Consider the following 16,054-nt stretch of genomic DNA (forward strand, 5'->3'; position numbering starts at 1 on the left):
ATATTAAATACCGCGCGACATACCGTAATAATCAATCCGGTAGTCCACAGCTCCTTCTGCAAATACATTTACAGCTGATTTGGAATCTTTTTTCGGGAAAACGCGGGAAGTGAAGACAATTTTGCCGCCGTTTATATAAATTTCGACGATGCTTTTGTCGACAAACACACGAACATCGACTTCATTTGACGCTGTCCATTTTTCAGAGCGAACCACACCGTATTCCGTTGCATATTGATGGTGGAATGAAGAACGGTCGAGTCGCACTTCTTGCTTTTCTGTATCAAACACGAGGCGAAGCTCTTCTTCTTTACTATTAAACAGCTCTAAACCAAACTGTTTGGCCGCTATCTCGCGGAACGTCATATTGATTTCATATGCATTGTTTGTTGCTTCATCAATAATCACTTCTTCATTTTTCAGCGTTCCTCTAAAATGAACCGCTTGATCTCGAAGCTTATTTAACTCTTCTACAGGCTTTTGAACAAGTTCATTTCCTTCAAGCGAAAGCTCACGAGGAAGCGTTAAGGCATGAGCCCATCCATATTCGTCTGACGGATAGTCAACGTCCGGGTTTCCAATCCATGCAAATAGCAAGCGACGTCCGCTTTCATCTTGGAACGTTTGCGGTGCATAAAAGTCAAACCCTTTATCAATTTCACGGTAATACTCCATTTCAAACGTTAAACTTTCCACATCGAATGTTCCCACCGCGTAAATCACATTATAAATATTATGAAAATCGTGGCCATCCGCTTTGATTCCTTGCGGTGAAAAGACAAACACATCTTTTCCGTCCAGTTTAAAGTAATCCGGGCACTCCCACATATAGCCAAAGTCAGGAAGCGATGTTTTAACTTCGCCTTTAAATGACCACTGAAGCGCATCGCTTGATTCATACACAATTAATGCGCCCGTCTCGTTTTCACGCTGAGCGCCTAGCAGCATATAATATGTATCATTTTCTTTCCATACTTTCGGATCGCGCACATGTCCTGTATATCCATCAGGAACGCCTCGTACCGCTGGATTATGCGTATACTTTTCCACGCTTCCATCTTCGCTTAGCATTGCGATACATTGATTAGCTGAACGTGAGCCGTCTTCGTATTTTACATTCCCCGTATAAAACAGCAGCCCTTGACCATCTTTTTCAATCGCGCCGCCTGAGTATGCGCCGTGCGATTCATATTCTTCCGTTGGCGTTAATGCAACCGGAAGGCGTTCCCACGTCACTAAATCCGTAGATTTCACATGAGCCCAGTGCTTCATTCCATGCATCGCACCGTACGGATACCACTGATAAAACACGTGATATTCACCGTTTAATTGAATCAATCCGTTCGGATCATTCATCAACCCGTACTGTGGATGAATATGATAGATCGGCTGCCAGCTGTCTTTGATTGCTTTCTCTTTTAATGCTTCTAACTCTCCAGATTTTGCTTCTAAAATCGTTCTGTACTTCGATTCAGCCATTTCTTCAATCCCTCCAGCATCTAAAAAAAAGAGAACGTATTCTCCTTGCATTCTATGATATAAAATTTCAAGTGAAAATGCTACCAAAGAACGAATGTTGTCGTTTTCTTGTGTCGGATTTTACAGATAAGTTTTTTTCTGTTTTTATAGCAGAAAAGAAGGTTTTTCTGTCAGGTGGTTGAATACTATATACAATCAAATTTCACCAGCCTGTACGAGCGTCCGACGGCACTTGCAGATTTTTTTAGCGAATCATTTGCGTTTTACAGGAAGTATTCAACAAAATGGTAAACCCTTCATATTACATATTATAAAAGGAGGAAATGTCATGACAAAAGAAAACGTAAAAGAAACAGTAGGTAAAGAAACAAAAGGTGGAAGCAAAGAGTTATTAGTCGGTACGTTAGTAGGTAGCGTAGTGGGCGTAACAACAGCTTTACTAGTAGCGCCAAAGTCAGGAAAAGAGCTGCGTGCTTCTATTCAAGACGGAGCGAATCAAGCACTTGCTAAAACAGGTCAAGTGAAAGAAACGGTATATGCAAAAGGCCAAGACCTCAAACAGCGCACGGCTCGTCTTTCACAAAAAGTCTCCGAACAGTCTTCGCAAGTTGTCAACAAAGTGAAATCTTTGCGCACGGCTAAAGAGGAGCCGCTTGCAGAAACGGCTGCAGCAGAAGAGCTTGAAACGACAGAAATCGTTCAAGATCCTGTTCTTGAAGCGGAAGCGGTGCAAGAAGAATTAAATACAATTACGCAAGAAGTAAGTGACTTAGAACAATCTGTCGATGAAACAAGACGTTAATAACGAGCTGTAGAGATATCTCTACAGCTTTTATGTATATTCGCTACCCTTCCTTCCACCCTTCAAAGAAATAGCCTCCGTACGGACACGGCTCTGATTCCGGCAGTTCTTCATAACGCTGTCCGCTGTAATACTTCGCCAGCACAATCTTAGGCTTAAAAGCCACTAACCCTTCACTGTCTTCTTTCTCCGCTCCGTCTTCTCTCATCAAACAAAAAATATCTATTCCTGCAAACTCTCCGTACCCTTGATAGCACGACTCATAATAAACTTTACCAGGTGTCACCAAATAACACTCCCGCTGCCACGACGGCTGCTTACTGTAGACACTTGCAATACTTATTCCACTCACCGCACACTTCCAGCTGCAAATTCCAACCATACAACGCCTCCAACGACTTGATAGTCTATTCATCTACAACTTTTGATAAAATCAAACATCCGTTGAAATGTACAAAATTCTCTCTTCAGTCTAAAAGCCACACTCCCAGATTCCCAGTCCCCTTAACTTCACCCCAAAAGGTTCATCTAAGCGTAAGTTGGCAGCCCGCAAGGGAGGCCAACTTACGCTTAGGTCTAGCGCTGTCTCCTTGGCTGCTCTTTAGCCAAGGAGACAGCGCTACATCGATAAAAATAAAAAAGGTCTGATAAATCGACCATTTCTGGTGATTATCAGACCTCAAGTTTTTCTGCATTTGAGCGGCTTATTTGCTGTTCAAGCGATTTAGCCAGCAGTACGATTTCATGATCTACATATTTTGTTTTGATTTCTTCGATTTCCATTAATGTTTTAGAAAAGCTTTCTGCATTATTTCCCTGTCTGTGCTGCACATCTTTAAAGAAATCAAGCAGTGCCTCGTTAGACTGCGTTGGACGGCTAAAATCAATCGTGTACATTTTGTACCCCAGTGTTAAATTTGTTGTAGTTGTCATAATTATTTCCCCCATTCTTCCTATAGTGATATATCTTCTACTCTTTACCCTTTAATTCCTTCTTTTTAACCTAAATTAATTATTTTTTTCAAAAAAACTTCCCATTATAAGAAAAAACACCCTTATAACAAGGATGTTAGAGTATTCTTCCCTTCGGTACAATTCCAGATGCAAAGTCATCTTTGAACTTAAAGCTAGCAGAATTGTTTTCCGTTAGAAAATGTATTTCCCATTTAAAGACCGGATATTCGGGCTTGTACATTTCGACTTTCTGATGGGGATTTTCTTCTAATCTTGCAATTACTCGTTTGAACCCTTCATATGCAATCCACCAATCGCTTCCGGTTTCATCGGTAATAAAACAAATAGAACCGTCAATTAAATGAAGGTTTTGCTTGATATCATCAGCATTTGTAAAATACGCATTTCCAAACTTTTGCAGACAATGATCGCAATAACCTGCTTTGCCTCCATCTTTATAAATCCAGTGCGCGATTGGCTCACTGCAGTCTTTACACGTATTCGTCACTTCTTGGAGAAATGTTTTTCCGCTCCACTGTTCCTTTTCATCTTCAAAAACGGTCCATACTAAATAACTTTCCGTTTGTTCTGAAATAAAAAGGCGAAACGGCTCGTCTCGATGCCAAAAGTGAATATTTTGTTCGTCTGATTCTTCAAAGTCAATGACAAAATTATCTCGTTCTAGTATATGTCGAATAACGTTGGTTAAAAAGGTAACATCCATATAAGGACCTCCCGTACTAAGCGTGGCTTCTAGTAAAAATAGCGTTTATGAGTTAAAACATATCACGCGCGCTGAAATACCGTCAACGATTACCTCTTGCTTTCTCCGAAAACTGGAAAAGAAATGGTCAAACGCGTTATAATGGTAGTCGTGTTGAAACGGAAAGGAGATTTTATGAAGTTTACCGTTCAATCAACTGCACTTTTTCTTTTCTTTTTTATTTGTTTAAGCGGCTGTTCTGATAACGCCGAGCAGTCAAAAAAGCCGGCCGGCTATTTAGTTCAAGGGCGAATTTTAGAAGTGAAACAGGATGAAATTCTTATTGCAAACGTCATTCCGCGAGATACCGCGCTTGACTATACAACAAAAGAAATACTTGGTTCTAGCGATGTACAGCCTATTTATGTAAAAGTTTCGGATGATCAAACATACAAAAAAGGACAGCTCGTTAAAGCATGGCTCAAAAAAGACAAAAGCGTTCAGTATTCCGTTCCGGCAAAAGGCGAAGCTGTTGAAGTCAACATTTTAAAACAGCCGTAGAAAAGCTCCTGTTACGGGAGCTTTCTTCGTGTCAGCTGCCGTCCGGTTCGATTCATTTTATGCTGTTCAAAATCCCACTTTTCTAAAAAGCGCTTTGCTGATATATAACCAGATTCATATAAAAATTCGATTTCTTCTTCCTTTAAGGCAAAATCCGTTGCCGTAATCACACCGGTTGGAATTTGCACCGTTCGTTCTTTTGTCTCCGCGTTCAAATACCGCAAATCATGAGCTTGCAGCATCGTCGTAAACATACTTTTAAATAAATGGACCGGCGTCGGAATAATAGCGGCTGTATCAATTTCTTCTTTGACAAATCGAAAACCAAATGTCGGGAAACGCGGATGCTCCGTATCAAACAGCCAAATCGGAAAATTGCTTAAAAGCGCTCCATCGACAATGTATGATCTCTTGAACCCTTTGGACTTCCAGATAACGGGACGAAAGAAAAAAGGAATGGACGCACTCATCATCACGGCTTGTGAAATCTTCATATCGCTTGGCTGCATTCCGTAGCGAGGCAAGTCGTCAGGCAGCACAAGCATCTGCCCGTTCGAAATGTCTGAGGCAATAATTTTCAGCTTATCTGCCGGCAAATCCGCAAACGTTTCGATTCCTTTTTCACGCAGCAAACCGTACACCCATTTTTCCAAATAATCATTTTTATAAAAACCTAAATGAATCATCAGCTCAATCAAGTTTCCAATCAGAGGAATTCGGTTAATGATCGTTTTCCCGCGAAACTTAGCATAGTCCATGTTTTGAAGCTCCCTGCGAATTTCACTGCTTTTATAGCCACTCGCCAAAAGAGCCGCAATTAACGCGCCTGCTGACGTACCTGCTAGACGCTGCCATTCTACATTACTTTCTTCCATCGCTTCAATCGCACCCGTGAATGCAATTCCTCGAACGCCTCCCCCTTCAAATACAGCATCTGCTTTCACATTTTCCCCTCCAATACAACTCTCTACTTTTTATATACCCTTTTTTTATATTCAGGGTTTCATTACTCCATACCTTTTATTTCCCAACAAAAAAAGACTGTTTCTTTGATCGAAACAGTCTTTTCTTTACAGTCGCTTTATTACCATTCGGTAGTAATTCATTGTCAGCCAGTAGAAAAAGAAATAAATAATCCCGTATACTGCATCCGCTATTAAAACAGGGACTATCAGACTTTCACCGGTTAGATTCGTAATGACCTTCAGCGCAAATAGACTGTGCAAGATGCCAATTACTAAAGGCAAACCAAACGTAAACAGCTGCTGCTTTCGAACGGCACTCATCATTTGAGACACTGAAAACCCAAGTTTACGCAGAACTTCAAATCTTTTGCGCTCTTGTTCCGCTTCAGAGATTTGTTTAAAATAAATAATACTGCCCGTTGCCATCAAAAAGACAAGCCCTAAAAACCCTCCAATAAAAATAAACAATCCTTTACTCATTAAGCCTGCCTGAAACACATCATAGTATGAAGTACGGCTTTCGCCAGCTTCTTTTGCGATTTGATGATAGTTCTTAGCAAGTTCATTTTGTTTATTTCCATCATCGGTATTAAATACGTACACCGCTTGCTTTTGTCCAGCCTTTGAAAGTTTGATAAACGTGTCGTGATTGACTACAAACTGATAGCCGGCACTGTCAGAGTCAAGAATAAGTGAAGGTTCTGATTTAACGACTTTTAAAGCAAGCTGTTCTGATTTGTTCAGCTGCACAGCTGCGGTTTTACCTGTACTAGGCTTAAACACTTTTCCTTTTGCCATTGAATCAAAAATAACGGTTTCGTTTGCGCTTAGCGCAGGAACCGAAACGCCATTTTTCCGCACTTCTTCTTCATCTAAAAAGCTGATTTGTTCCCTATCTTTATAGTAGCCCGATGTAATAAATCGAAAATCCGATAAATCAGCAGAGTACTTCACGATATGATAGACATATCGATTTGATTGGATATCTAGCTCATCCAGTACATTCATAAATTCTTGCGCTGCTTTTTTGCTGTGCAGCGTATAGTCATAAGGCTGCATGCTTCTGGCGTCGGCTTTTGTGTTATAGTACGAGGAGTACGTCACACCAACTGCTACAAGTGTAGTAGCCGACAAGATTGTAATTAATGTTAAGACTCGTGCATTTGCTTTAATTCGATACATCATGGTAGAAACGCTTAGCATATTTGCAAACGAATAATATCCGCTTGCATGCTCTCGGTAAAGTCCCATCAGCCACTCAATTGTGGCTTTAAAAAGTAAAAATGTACCGAAAATGACCGAGAAAAGCACAACGACTACAACTAGAAAAAACTCAGGCGTCACAATGTTTCCCGATGAAAGGTAGTACCCATAGCCAACGAGTAAGATACCCAGTCCTCCCACTGCAATTGAGCGTTTCGAATTCATTTTATTTACGCGTTCACTTTTGCTTTCTGCTTGAAACAGATCTAATAGCGTATAGCGGTACATAATAAAATAGCCTTGAAACGATATAAAAATGGTAACAATCAAAAACACTACGGCTGTTTTTAAAACAGCTTGAAGAGAAAATGTGAGCGTAATAGAAAACGACAGTCCCATAAGCTTTAGTAAAAACAGCACAAACAGCCTTGAAAACACGGTACCTAGTAAAATACCGACCACCAAAGAAAAAATCCCCAGCAGCATATTCTCATAGAAAATCATTTTCCCAATCGTACGCTTTTCAATACCAACTAAATGATACAGCCCGAGCTCTCTCTTACGCTGCCTGATAAAAAATGAGTTTGTGTACCAAATAAAGACAACAATAAAGGTAAGCAGAACGTAGTTTGAAGCATTAAAAATGCCCTGCAGCCTCAGCTCTTCTCCAATAACCTTTGAAATCGATTGGTCGTACTGAAGCGTAGCAAACACATAGTACACAACAATACTAAAAATCATTGAAAAGAAATAAAGGCTGTACCGGCTAATATTTTTGCGCATATTCTTTTTAACAAGATCAAATACGGTCATAGCCTTCACCGCCTAATGCGCCTTGAATGTTCATAATTCGTTTAAAAAAAGCTTGTCTCGTTTGTTCGCCTTTAAACAGCTCCGTGTAAATTTGTCCGTCTTTAATAAACAGCACGCGGCTGCAGTAGCTTGAAGCCAGCGGATCATGCGTCACCATAATAATCGTGGCACGGTCTTCTTGATTTAATTGCGACAGCTTTTCAAGCAGGCTTGAAGCAGCTTTTGAATCAAGAGCTCCGGTAGGTTCATCGGCGAAAATAACAGCTGGATTCGTAATCATTGCTCTCGCTGCTGCAACGCGCTGTTTTTGTCCGCCAGAAATCTCATACGGATACTTATCCGCTAGCTCATAGATGCCTAGTCGCGTTGCGGTGTCTTTAAGCTTCGCTTCCATCTCTTTCTTAGACATTTTTGTAACCGTAAGCGGCAGAAGAATATTTTCTTTTACCGTTAACGTATCCAATAAATTATAATCTTGAAAAATAAACCCTAAATGATTGCGTCTGAAAGCAGACAGCTTCTTATCTTTCATGAGCGCCACGTTTTCTCCTTGAATCCATATCTCGCCGTCGGTGGGACGATCAATCGTTGAAAGAATGTTCATCAGCGTCGTTTTTCCCGCTCCAGATGGTCCCATAATACCGACAAACTCTCCTTCTTCGATTGTAAAATCAATTCCTTTTAGCGCTTCGTATACATTTCCTCTTGATCCAAACGTTTTGGTTACATTTTTTCCTTCAAGAACAATGCTCACTTTTCCTCCTCCTTTCGTTCTTTTGTAGGCCACACGCTTTTCACTCGCTGCGGCAGCTCATTCTTTGTTATAATGTCATATTTCCGAACTTCATTGCCTCGAACGAAAAGGTCAATAACCGTTCCTTCTTTTAACTGTTTAATCGTTGTAAACGTTTGAAACGTTGTTTGTCCTTTTTCGTTTATCACTGAAATGGTATATTGAACTCGTCCATACTCATCCACTTTTTTTGCTTCTTTTGGGATAATCCCGTATTGATGCTCCGTTGCAGCTTTTTGATAAATCTTTATTCCTCCTATACCTGCTCCTACAACCAAAAGCAGAGCTAAGAGGCTAATCCACTTTCGCTTCATGTACGTTCCCTCCTTGTGTATAGCTTTATCTTACTTTGAAACAAGGAAAGATTCGTTTGAAGCAGATGACAATCTCAGCGTGCAATCTTACATTTTTGAAAGGTTATCAAAAGAATTCCGTTTGTAGAAGGTCAGAACCACCGTGGTTCCTTCGTGTAAAAGTGAATTCACTTCTATTCGATGGCCCAGAGCATCTGTAATTTTTTTTGAAAAATACAGTCCTAGCCCCGTAGCTCCCTTCGTTTTTCTTCCCGCATTTCCTGTGAATCCTTTTTCAAAAACCCGGGGAAGATCTTGAGTTGGAATCCCTTTCCCTTGATCAGCGATAAATAACTTTACGTACTTTGGCGTTTCTTCACTAAAAAAAGAAAGCTTTCCTTCTAGAGGACTATATTTAATGGCGTTAGACAGCACTTGTCTCACAACAAACTGCATCCACTTTGGGTCAGTGTGCACCAGTGTGTCTAAATTTTTTTCATCAATATGCAGCTTCTTTTCAATACACCATTTTGAGAAATACGCAACGTTTGGAAAAACAAGTTCACTTAGCGACACTGCCTGCACCTGATAATCTTTTTCTAAGTACTGCAGGCGTGCGGAATATAAATTCTGATCTACTAACCCGTCAATTTTCATCCACTCATCTTCAATATCCTTTAGCCAAGGCCATTTATAAAGCTCTGTACGATGAGCATTAATAAGCAGCTTCATCGCAGTAAGCGGCGTCTTGATCTCATGAACCCAAGTCGTCACATATTCCTGCTGCTCTCGCTGCTGTACGTGAAGAGCATGAGTTTGTCTGCGATACACACTATCTATATGCTGCAGCAAACTCAGCATGTCTTCATCTGCTTTTGTTCGAACGTATGAATGCATTTCTTGTAAATCGTACGCATCATTCCGCAGCATTAAGCTCAACTTTTTTAGAAATCTTCTTTCTTTTATTCCTCTCCATAAAAGAAACAGAATCAGCAGGCACAGCGTTAATAGATTTAAATACCAAAACGAAGTGGACGACACCTTAATATCATACTCAAGCAGCAGCAGAGCATCGATTACACTCAACCATATAAGAACAAATAAAATCCAGCTTAGTCTTTCTCTTAAAAAACTTTTCCACATCTTAATTCACCAAATATCCTTGGCCTTTTTTAGTCACAATTTTATCATTCAGCCCGATTTCTTCCAGCTTGGTGCGAATGCGTGTGATGTTGACAGAAAGCGTATTGTCACTTACAAATTTCTCATCTTCCCATAACCTTCGCATAAGCTCTTCTCGCGATACAATCTTGCCTCGTTCTTCCAAAAGAAGCCGTAAAATAAAAAATTCATTTTTCGTTAAATGAATTTCTTGATCGTTGTAATGCAAACTTCCTTTTTTTAAGTCCAGTACCGCGCCGTTCCACTCGATAACATCTGAAATCGTGTCTCCATATGAATACGTTCTGCGCAGAAGCGCCTGCACTTTAGCAACAAGAACATCTAAGTTAAACGGCTTTTGAATATAGTCATCCGCGCCAACATTCATTGCCATAACAATATCCATCGGGTGTTCACGAGAGGAAAGAAAGACGATAGGAGCTTTTGAAACCGTACGTATTTGCTGACACCAGTAAAACCCGTCATATACAGGCAAATTCACGTCTAAAATGACCAGCTCTGGGCTTTCTGCAATAAATACTTCCATTACTTTTTGAAAATCTTCTACTCCAGCCACTTCAAATGACCACTGTTCAAATTTCTCTTTTACTAATTCATATATTTTACCATCGTCTTCTACAATTAAAATTTTCATACATTCACCTCTATATTCTCCTATATATTATGTATACCCGGCCGTTGAGTATTTTCTTAAAAGCTCATCTAATTCATTAGCATGACAGCAATTTTCTTAAAAATAAACCATTTATTTCTGTAAAACGAAGAATGAACGAGTATTATCGTAGTGTAAACTTGTATATGTTACAAGTTTCTCTGTTTAAATACTACAAAATAATGACAATATCGTTAATAAGTAATCTTTAAACTCCATTAAGTGCTCATTTTTTGTTACTATAGTATATAAGATGAAAACTTAAACTAATTTGACATGTGGATATGTAAAAAGGAGCTAGTTATCAATGAGTGTACCCAACAAATTACGCGACAACGCAATGGTGATGTTAAAAGAGACAAGCCGAACATTTTTTATTCCAATTAGCCACTTGCCGGCAGAATTGCAGGATGCAGTAGGATCTGCTTACTTATGTATGAGGGCAATTGATGAAATTGAAGATCACCCTGAGCTAGAAGCCGGTGTAAAAAGCCGCTTGCTTTACGCCATTAGTGACCTGTTAAAAAAGTCTTTTAACGAAGACGAGTACATGGCATTAGTAGGTCCTTATCAAGCTGATTTACCTGACGTAACGCTTCAGCTCGGCAACTGGATTGCGCTTTGTCCGACTGGAGTTGCAGATCAAGTATTAGATGCAACTTCTATTATGGCCAAAGGAATGGCCGATTGGGTAGAAAAAGACTGGCATATTCAAAATGAAGCGGATTTAGATGACTATACGTTCTACGTAGCTGGTCTAGTAGGTGTGATGCTTAATGACATTTGGAAATGGTATGACGGCACGGAAACAGACAAAGAATTAGCTATTGCGTTTGGACGCGGCTTGCAGTCTGTTAATATTCTGCGTAATACCTCGGAAGATTCAGAGCGCGGAGTCAGCTTCTTTCCTAACAATTGGAGCAGAGAAGATATGTTTGCCTACGCTCGCCGCAATCTTTCACTAGGAAAGAAATATTTAGAAGATGTTAAATCGCTTCCGATCCTTCATTTCTGTAAAATTCCGTTAGCGCTTGCTGATGGAACATTAAACGCATTGATGAAAGGAAAAGAAAAAATGACGCGTGACGATGTAAATAAAACGGTAAATGAAGTTGTGGATATGTAAAAACAAAAGCACGGAGCCCCTTGGTTCCGTGCTTTTTATATTTCCACCTGCAGACTTTCATATAAAGCGACTATTTCTCCTTGAATAATTGGATAGTGTTTCAGGGTCGGAACACTTGAAAGCTTTGGCGCTCGTTTTTGCTCAGCTGCTGCAGCTAGCTGAGCAAACGTTTCCTTAAGCTCTCGTTTCTCCGTTTCTGACAGCTCATATCCTTCATACGACGCAAGAAGCATATAACCTAACTGCTGGGTAGCGACAACTGCCGGCCACAGTCCTTCAAGCTTGACGGCCGTTTTAGAATATTCTCCAATCACATTATCGTACAGCGCCCGAAGATTAACAAGTTCCCCTTGAAGCTTATTTCTTTCTTGTTTAATTCTTTCTTCATCTTGTTCGGTGCTTAGCATTTCTAAAAATTGTCCTTCTTTTCGAATGACATCTCCAAGTAAATACGGCAGACGAAGCGAAGAAGCTCGTTTAAAAACTAATACCGTACCGACCACTCCAATAACAGAACCAATAACAATATCAATCACCCGAGCGGACGTAAAGTAGCTAATCGCTTTGTCCGGATGACCGCTTTCAGCAATTAAAAGAGCATTCGGTGTGATAAAAAGCGTGCCGAGCGCGTAGTTTTTAACAATTACAATTTCAATCGTTGACTGAAGCACAAAGACAATGAGCGCAATGACGATTCCCGTTGGTTCAAGCATGAGAATCCCGGTTCCAATTAAAATACCTAAAATGGTTCCGACAGAGCGTTGAATACCTCGCTGAACCGTTGCACGAACGGTTGCGCCAAGCATCACTCCGGCACATGTGAGGGGAATCCAGTAAGACCTTGGAATATTTGTCGTGTAGGCAACGGCTGCTGCGATGATCATAATAATTCCATAGCGCAAAGCATTTTTAAGCACATACGAACGTTTGTGAAAAGCAGCTTTTAACCGTGTTTTTACACTGCCTTGTGAAAATTGAATATACTCCGTTTCTTTTAATTCCTTCATTTGAAGAACGTCATTTACATCCAATAGCAATGTGCGCAGCTCTTCTTTGATGGACAGCTCTTCAATTTCTTCACGCACGTCTCGAATTTTTTTATGTTTTTTTAACGTGGCCATTTCAGATGCGAACGTTTCAATCACCGCTTGTGCTTTTTTAGAAACAGCCGGATTAAAATCATTCGCAGCGGCCATTACAAAGATAAACAGCCCTTCGGCTTTTTGATTTAATAAAAACAGGCGATGCGCAAACGATGATTTTTTTCGATTAATTTTCGCTTGTTTCATCGCCGTTTCCGCTGCTCGAAGCTCTACAACCGTTTTATGCTGCTCGGCGTGAAACGATTCCGTACCAAGAGACCCGACAAATGAAGCTAGCTGCCTGTACGCTTTCGCCACAGCGGCAGTTTCAGGTCCGCGCGGGTTAATAAGCCAGCCGCTCATGCTAATAAACCAAGATAGTGCTCCCCCTAAAAAAACGAGTCCTGCATGCAAAAACACGGACTGCAAATTCGGAGCTGGAATGCTTGTGCTCACCGCAAATGACAGAACAAAAAACATGGCTGAAGGCCCCGGAATTTTTAATGCACCAAAGATATAAACTGATACAGCTCCAATCACACCAAATAAAATAGTTTTGATCCAAGCTACGTCAGCAAATAATGAGCCGAGTGTGAAACAGAGCGTAACGCCAAGCAAAGCTAAAAATAACTTAACGGCACGCTGCGCATAAGGCTCATCTTTTGTATATAAATATGTAAAGCCTCCAATACTTGCAATGAGTCCGTACTGCAAATGATCAAACAAAATTCCTATTAAAATCGGCAAACTTGAAGACAAGCCTGAGCTGATTCCTCTTACCCACGGAGAAGAAGCGTGGTTAAAGCGAAAAGCAGCTTTGATTCCCGGCGCTTTTGGAGAAGCCTCAATATTATGATGAATTTCCGTATGGTTATATGTTGGTGACTTTTTGTCATCACTCATCTTGACCTCCTCCTTTCTCTCCATATATCTTTCCTGTTCTTAAAACGAGATAAACCTAAAAAACCGCTGTTCCTATCCGTATTGTGTTTAGGAACAGCGGTTTTTATCCTTATGAGCAGCGTACAGTGAAAACAAAAAGCAGATGAAACGAATGTCTCATCTGCTTTTTACTAACAGCTCTACTGCTTCTTTTACTAAGTTTTCCGTATTCTCGCCTTTTTCAATGCTTTCTCTTACGCATTGTTCAAGATTGGTGCTAACAATAACACCCATCGTGCGATCAATTGCGCTTCTCGCTGCTGAGAGCTGTGTCACAATGTCACGGCAGTCTTTTCCTTGTTCCATCATATTTAAGACACCTTTTAACTGACCTTCAATACGTTTCAAACGATTTTTAACTTGCTTATCATATTCCATCATACTACTACCTCCGCTCATGCATGATTGCGTTTCTTGCTTTGAAGCTGTACGCAAGAAGTAAATGTATACACAACTTTATACCTATCAGGGTATAATGTCAAGTAAAGGAAGTTGACTCTTTTTTTCACTGCTGAGATTTCTTTTCGTTACCTACCTCTTCACACTGCATTTAACCTGACTGATAAGCAGGTTCACAATAAAAAGTATAATTCCCGGAATATTACGCAGCTTTTTTACTCCTTACAGATAAGACAAAAAGATCATTTTTACATAAATGTTAATACTTGTTTACACCGTATTTATTGTCCTGTAATCTAAACTTAGCAATCTGAGAGTATAGTTAAGCTGTAAAAACGACTTACACTGGAGGTTTGAGATGGCTACATACGGGAAAAAATTAATGGCAAGTCTATTCATTATCATGGCATGTATTTTAGGGTTTATGGGACATGCGGCTTTTTTAGCTCCTGAAAAAACGGAAGCTGAAGTAAACTATGATGCGACGCTTTATTTTCCGTTAGACCGATATCCTGAAACGGGTGATCATATTCGTGACGCAATTGCCGCTGGGCACTCTTCCGTTTGCACAATTGATCGCGACGGTGCTGAAGCGAACCGAGAAGAATCCCTGAAAGGATATCCGACAAAAACAGGTTATGACCGTGATGAATGGCCAATGGCTATGTGCGAAGAAGGCGGAGCAGGAGCTGACATTCGCTATATTTCACCTTCTGATAACCGCGGAGCCGGCTCATGGGTTGGAAATCAGTTAGAACAGTATCCAGATGGTACACGCGTACAATTTATCGTGCAATAATAGCAGAACAAGCTTTATTTTGAAGAGGTGAAATCATGAAAACAAAATGGAAAGAACAAGAGCTAACCATGTCTTATCATCAGTTTACGCTATTTCAAAAAGGACAGCCAAAGCCCCATCACGACTGGAGTGATGAAGATATTCAAAAAGGATATGTCGCAGACGATAAAGCTATTTCATTTGAAGCAGTATCCAACACAAAAGCCATTATTGAAGTGTGGGTAAACGAAACTCCAGACGCATCACGGGCTGAAAAGACCACTCGCCTTCCTTTTCATGTTGAAAGCGATGGGATTGAAATCAAAAGTGTCCTATCTGAAACCTTAAGCTATGATATTCCAAACGGGTATTATTACGTCACATGCCTGACCATTCCTCTTCAAGAAAAAACAAACTCAGGCCTTTATTTAGTAAAGTATTTGCTGCATTTTGAAAGTCAATGAAAAAAAGGCGGCCTACTGTAAACATTTCAGGCAATATACAACAGTGATAACTCATAAAAAGCTCAGAGCGATATATAGCTCTGAGCTTTTTGGTGCAAGATGCTAAAATATCCATCCATTAAAGACCATACCTAAATTAATAATAAAATGAAAAACTATGGCTGGGTATATGCTTTTCGTCTTTAAAACGACAAATGCATAGAAAAGTCCACCAAAAGAAAAAAGTAAACTCATGATTACAGGAATTCCTATTGATATATGCAAAAGACCGAATCCAATACTCGTAATGAAAACAGCGTAAAAAGTCGATAGATTACTTTTTAAATGAGATAACATGATCCCTCTCCAAAGCAACTCTTCTAAAATAGCGTTTATAACGGAGAATACTATACCGTATATGACGAATGATTTTGTATAGCTTATATCTTCAACGAACAGTAACGGTACAAAGATTGTAGCCGACCCAATTAGACCAAACAGTAAAAAATACGTTAGCTTAATCGAATGATATGGCATCACTATACGTTTCTGCCAGTCTGGTAACGATGCAAAAAGAAATACCTTTTGTTTGGACAACAAAATGGAAAGCAATAGTCCACCTATGATAAACAGAAGTAAAACTCTGTTTACAATGATGTTCATCTTTTTAGATAGATCCCATTCAATGAAATAATTGCTTCCTACTTGAAACATACATATTCCTACTAAAAAGAATAGAAAGAGAGAAACCGTTGAACGATATTTAGAGGTTAAAGCATAGATAAAAAGTAGACCTATGATGAGCAACATTCCCCAAGCAAATAACTTATAAGAAAAAAGAATAATACCTGAGAAAAATAAACTTATTATAAGGATGAGTAATA

18 protein-coding genes are annotated in these 16,054 nt (G+C 39.9%); 5 read left to right on the forward strand and 13 right to left on the reverse strand.

Annotated features, from left to right (window positions below):
- Positions 1-3: 3 nt before the first annotated feature.
- Entirely contained in the window at positions 4-1,479 is a 1,476-nt protein-coding gene (locus tag LJC66_RS19640) for a glycoside hydrolase family 32 protein (protein WP_230933384.1), read from the reverse strand.
- A gap of 328 nt (positions 1,480-1,807) precedes the next feature.
- On the opposite strand from LJC66_RS19640, the gene LJC66_RS19645 reads away from it, so the two are divergent.
- The gene (locus LJC66_RS19645) at positions 1,808-2,281 is read left to right on the forward strand and encodes a YtxH domain-containing protein (RefSeq protein WP_050689925.1); all 474 of its coding nucleotides are present in this window, start codon (positions 1,808-1,810) and stop codon (positions 2,279-2,281) included.
- Positions 2,282-2,324: 43 nt separating this feature from the next.
- Here LJC66_RS19645 and LJC66_RS19650 read toward each other — a convergent pair whose 3' ends face one another.
- The 3 genes from LJC66_RS19650 to LJC66_RS19660 all read right to left on the reverse strand — a co-directional run bounded on the left by LJC66_RS19650 (position 2,325) and on the right by LJC66_RS19660 (position 3,959).
- The gene (locus LJC66_RS19650) at positions 2,325-2,663 is read right to left on the reverse strand and encodes a hypothetical protein (RefSeq protein ID WP_230933385.1); all 339 of its coding nucleotides are present in this window, start codon (positions 2,661-2,663) and stop codon (positions 2,325-2,327) included.
- A 290-nt stretch (positions 2,664-2,953) separates the two neighbouring features.
- Positions 2,954-3,214 (reverse strand): hypothetical protein, encoded by a 261-nt coding sequence (locus tag LJC66_RS19655; protein WP_016765166.1) that lies wholly within the window; start codon positions 3,212-3,214, stop codon positions 2,954-2,956.
- A 136-nt stretch (positions 3,215-3,350) separates the two neighbouring features.
- Entirely contained in the window at positions 3,351-3,959 is a 609-nt protein-coding gene (locus tag LJC66_RS19660) for a hypothetical protein (protein ID WP_230933386.1), read from the reverse strand.
- A 174-nt stretch (positions 3,960-4,133) separates the two neighbouring features.
- Between LJC66_RS19660 and LJC66_RS19665 the strand changes: the two genes are divergently transcribed.
- Positions 4,134-4,499 (forward strand): DUF3221 domain-containing protein, encoded by a 366-nt coding sequence (locus tag LJC66_RS19665; protein ID WP_230933387.1) that lies wholly within the window; start codon positions 4,134-4,136, stop codon positions 4,497-4,499.
- Between the two features lie 11 nt (positions 4,500-4,510).
- On the opposite strand, the gene LJC66_RS19670 is transcribed toward LJC66_RS19665, so the two are convergent.
- From LJC66_RS19670 to LJC66_RS19695, 6 genes are all read right to left on the reverse strand, one after another.
- Positions 4,511-5,443: a patatin-like phospholipase family protein gene (locus tag LJC66_RS19670; protein WP_230933388.1), complete on the reverse strand. Its 933-nt coding sequence runs from the start codon at positions 5,441-5,443 to the stop codon at positions 4,511-4,513.
- A 126-nt stretch (positions 5,444-5,569) separates the two neighbouring features.
- On the reverse strand, positions 5,570-7,480 hold the full coding sequence (locus tag LJC66_RS19675) for an ABC transporter permease (protein ID WP_230933389.1): 1,911 nt from the start codon (positions 7,478-7,480) through the stop codon (positions 5,570-5,572).
- On the reverse strand, positions 7,467-8,234 hold the full coding sequence (locus tag LJC66_RS19680) for an ABC transporter ATP-binding protein (RefSeq protein WP_025750066.1): 768 nt from the start codon (positions 8,232-8,234) through the stop codon (positions 7,467-7,469). The genes LJC66_RS19675 and LJC66_RS19680 overlap by 14 nt, the downstream gene beginning before the upstream one ends.
- Positions 8,231-8,587, reverse strand: coding sequence for a DUF1093 domain-containing protein (locus tag LJC66_RS19685; protein ID WP_050689920.1), 357 nt, complete (start codon positions 8,585-8,587; stop codon positions 8,231-8,233). Before LJC66_RS19685 ends, LJC66_RS19680 begins: the two co-directional genes overlap by 4 nt.
- Before the next feature lie 87 nt (positions 8,588-8,674).
- Positions 8,675-9,709: a sensor histidine kinase gene (locus tag LJC66_RS19690; protein ID WP_230933390.1), complete on the reverse strand. Its 1,035-nt coding sequence runs from the start codon at positions 9,707-9,709 to the stop codon at positions 8,675-8,677.
- 1 nt (position 9,710) lies between these two features.
- Entirely contained in the window at positions 9,711-10,382 is a 672-nt protein-coding gene (locus LJC66_RS19695; RefSeq protein ID WP_153255240.1) for a response regulator transcription factor, read from the reverse strand.
- 325 nt (positions 10,383-10,707) lie between these two features.
- Here LJC66_RS19695 and LJC66_RS19700 point away from each other — a divergent pair, with 325 nt between their 5' ends.
- Complete coding sequence (locus LJC66_RS19700) at positions 10,708-11,526, forward strand: squalene/phytoene synthase family protein (RefSeq protein WP_013058559.1); 819 nt, start codon at positions 10,708-10,710, stop codon at positions 11,524-11,526.
- Between the two features lie 35 nt (positions 11,527-11,561).
- On the opposite strand, the gene LJC66_RS19705 is transcribed toward LJC66_RS19700, so the two are convergent.
- Both LJC66_RS19705 and LJC66_RS19710 read right to left on the reverse strand, forming a co-directional pair.
- Positions 11,562-13,511 (reverse strand): FUSC family protein, encoded by a 1,950-nt coding sequence (locus LJC66_RS19705; RefSeq protein WP_230933391.1) that lies wholly within the window; start codon positions 13,509-13,511, stop codon positions 11,562-11,564.
- A 156-nt stretch (positions 13,512-13,667) separates the two neighbouring features.
- Positions 13,668-13,928, reverse strand: a complete 261-nt coding sequence (locus LJC66_RS19710; protein WP_013058561.1) for a metal-sensitive transcriptional regulator — start codon at positions 13,926-13,928, stop codon at positions 13,668-13,670.
- Positions 13,929-14,373: 445 nt separating this feature from the next.
- Here LJC66_RS19710 and LJC66_RS19715 point away from each other — a divergent pair, with 445 nt between their 5' ends.
- The gene (locus LJC66_RS19715; protein ID WP_223269005.1) at positions 14,374-14,748 is read left to right on the forward strand and encodes a NucA/NucB deoxyribonuclease domain-containing protein; all 375 of its coding nucleotides are present in this window, start codon (positions 14,374-14,376) and stop codon (positions 14,746-14,748) included.
- A gap of 35 nt (positions 14,749-14,783) precedes the next feature.
- The gene (gene comJ / locus LJC66_RS19720) at positions 14,784-15,191 is read left to right on the forward strand and encodes a competence protein ComJ (protein ID WP_028411020.1); all 408 of its coding nucleotides are present in this window, start codon (positions 14,784-14,786) and stop codon (positions 15,189-15,191) included.
- A 102-nt stretch (positions 15,192-15,293) separates the two neighbouring features.
- Here comJ and LJC66_RS19725 read toward each other — a convergent pair whose 3' ends face one another.
- Complete coding sequence (locus LJC66_RS19725) at positions 15,294-15,884, reverse strand: CPBP family intramembrane glutamic endopeptidase (protein WP_050689914.1); 591 nt, start codon at positions 15,882-15,884, stop codon at positions 15,294-15,296.
- Positions 15,885-16,054 lie beyond the last annotated feature (170 nt).

This window comes from Priestia sp. TSO9 (genome assembly GCF_021029645.1).
Taxonomy (GTDB): Bacteria; Bacillota; Bacilli; order Bacillales; family Bacillaceae_H; genus Priestia; species Priestia megaterium_E.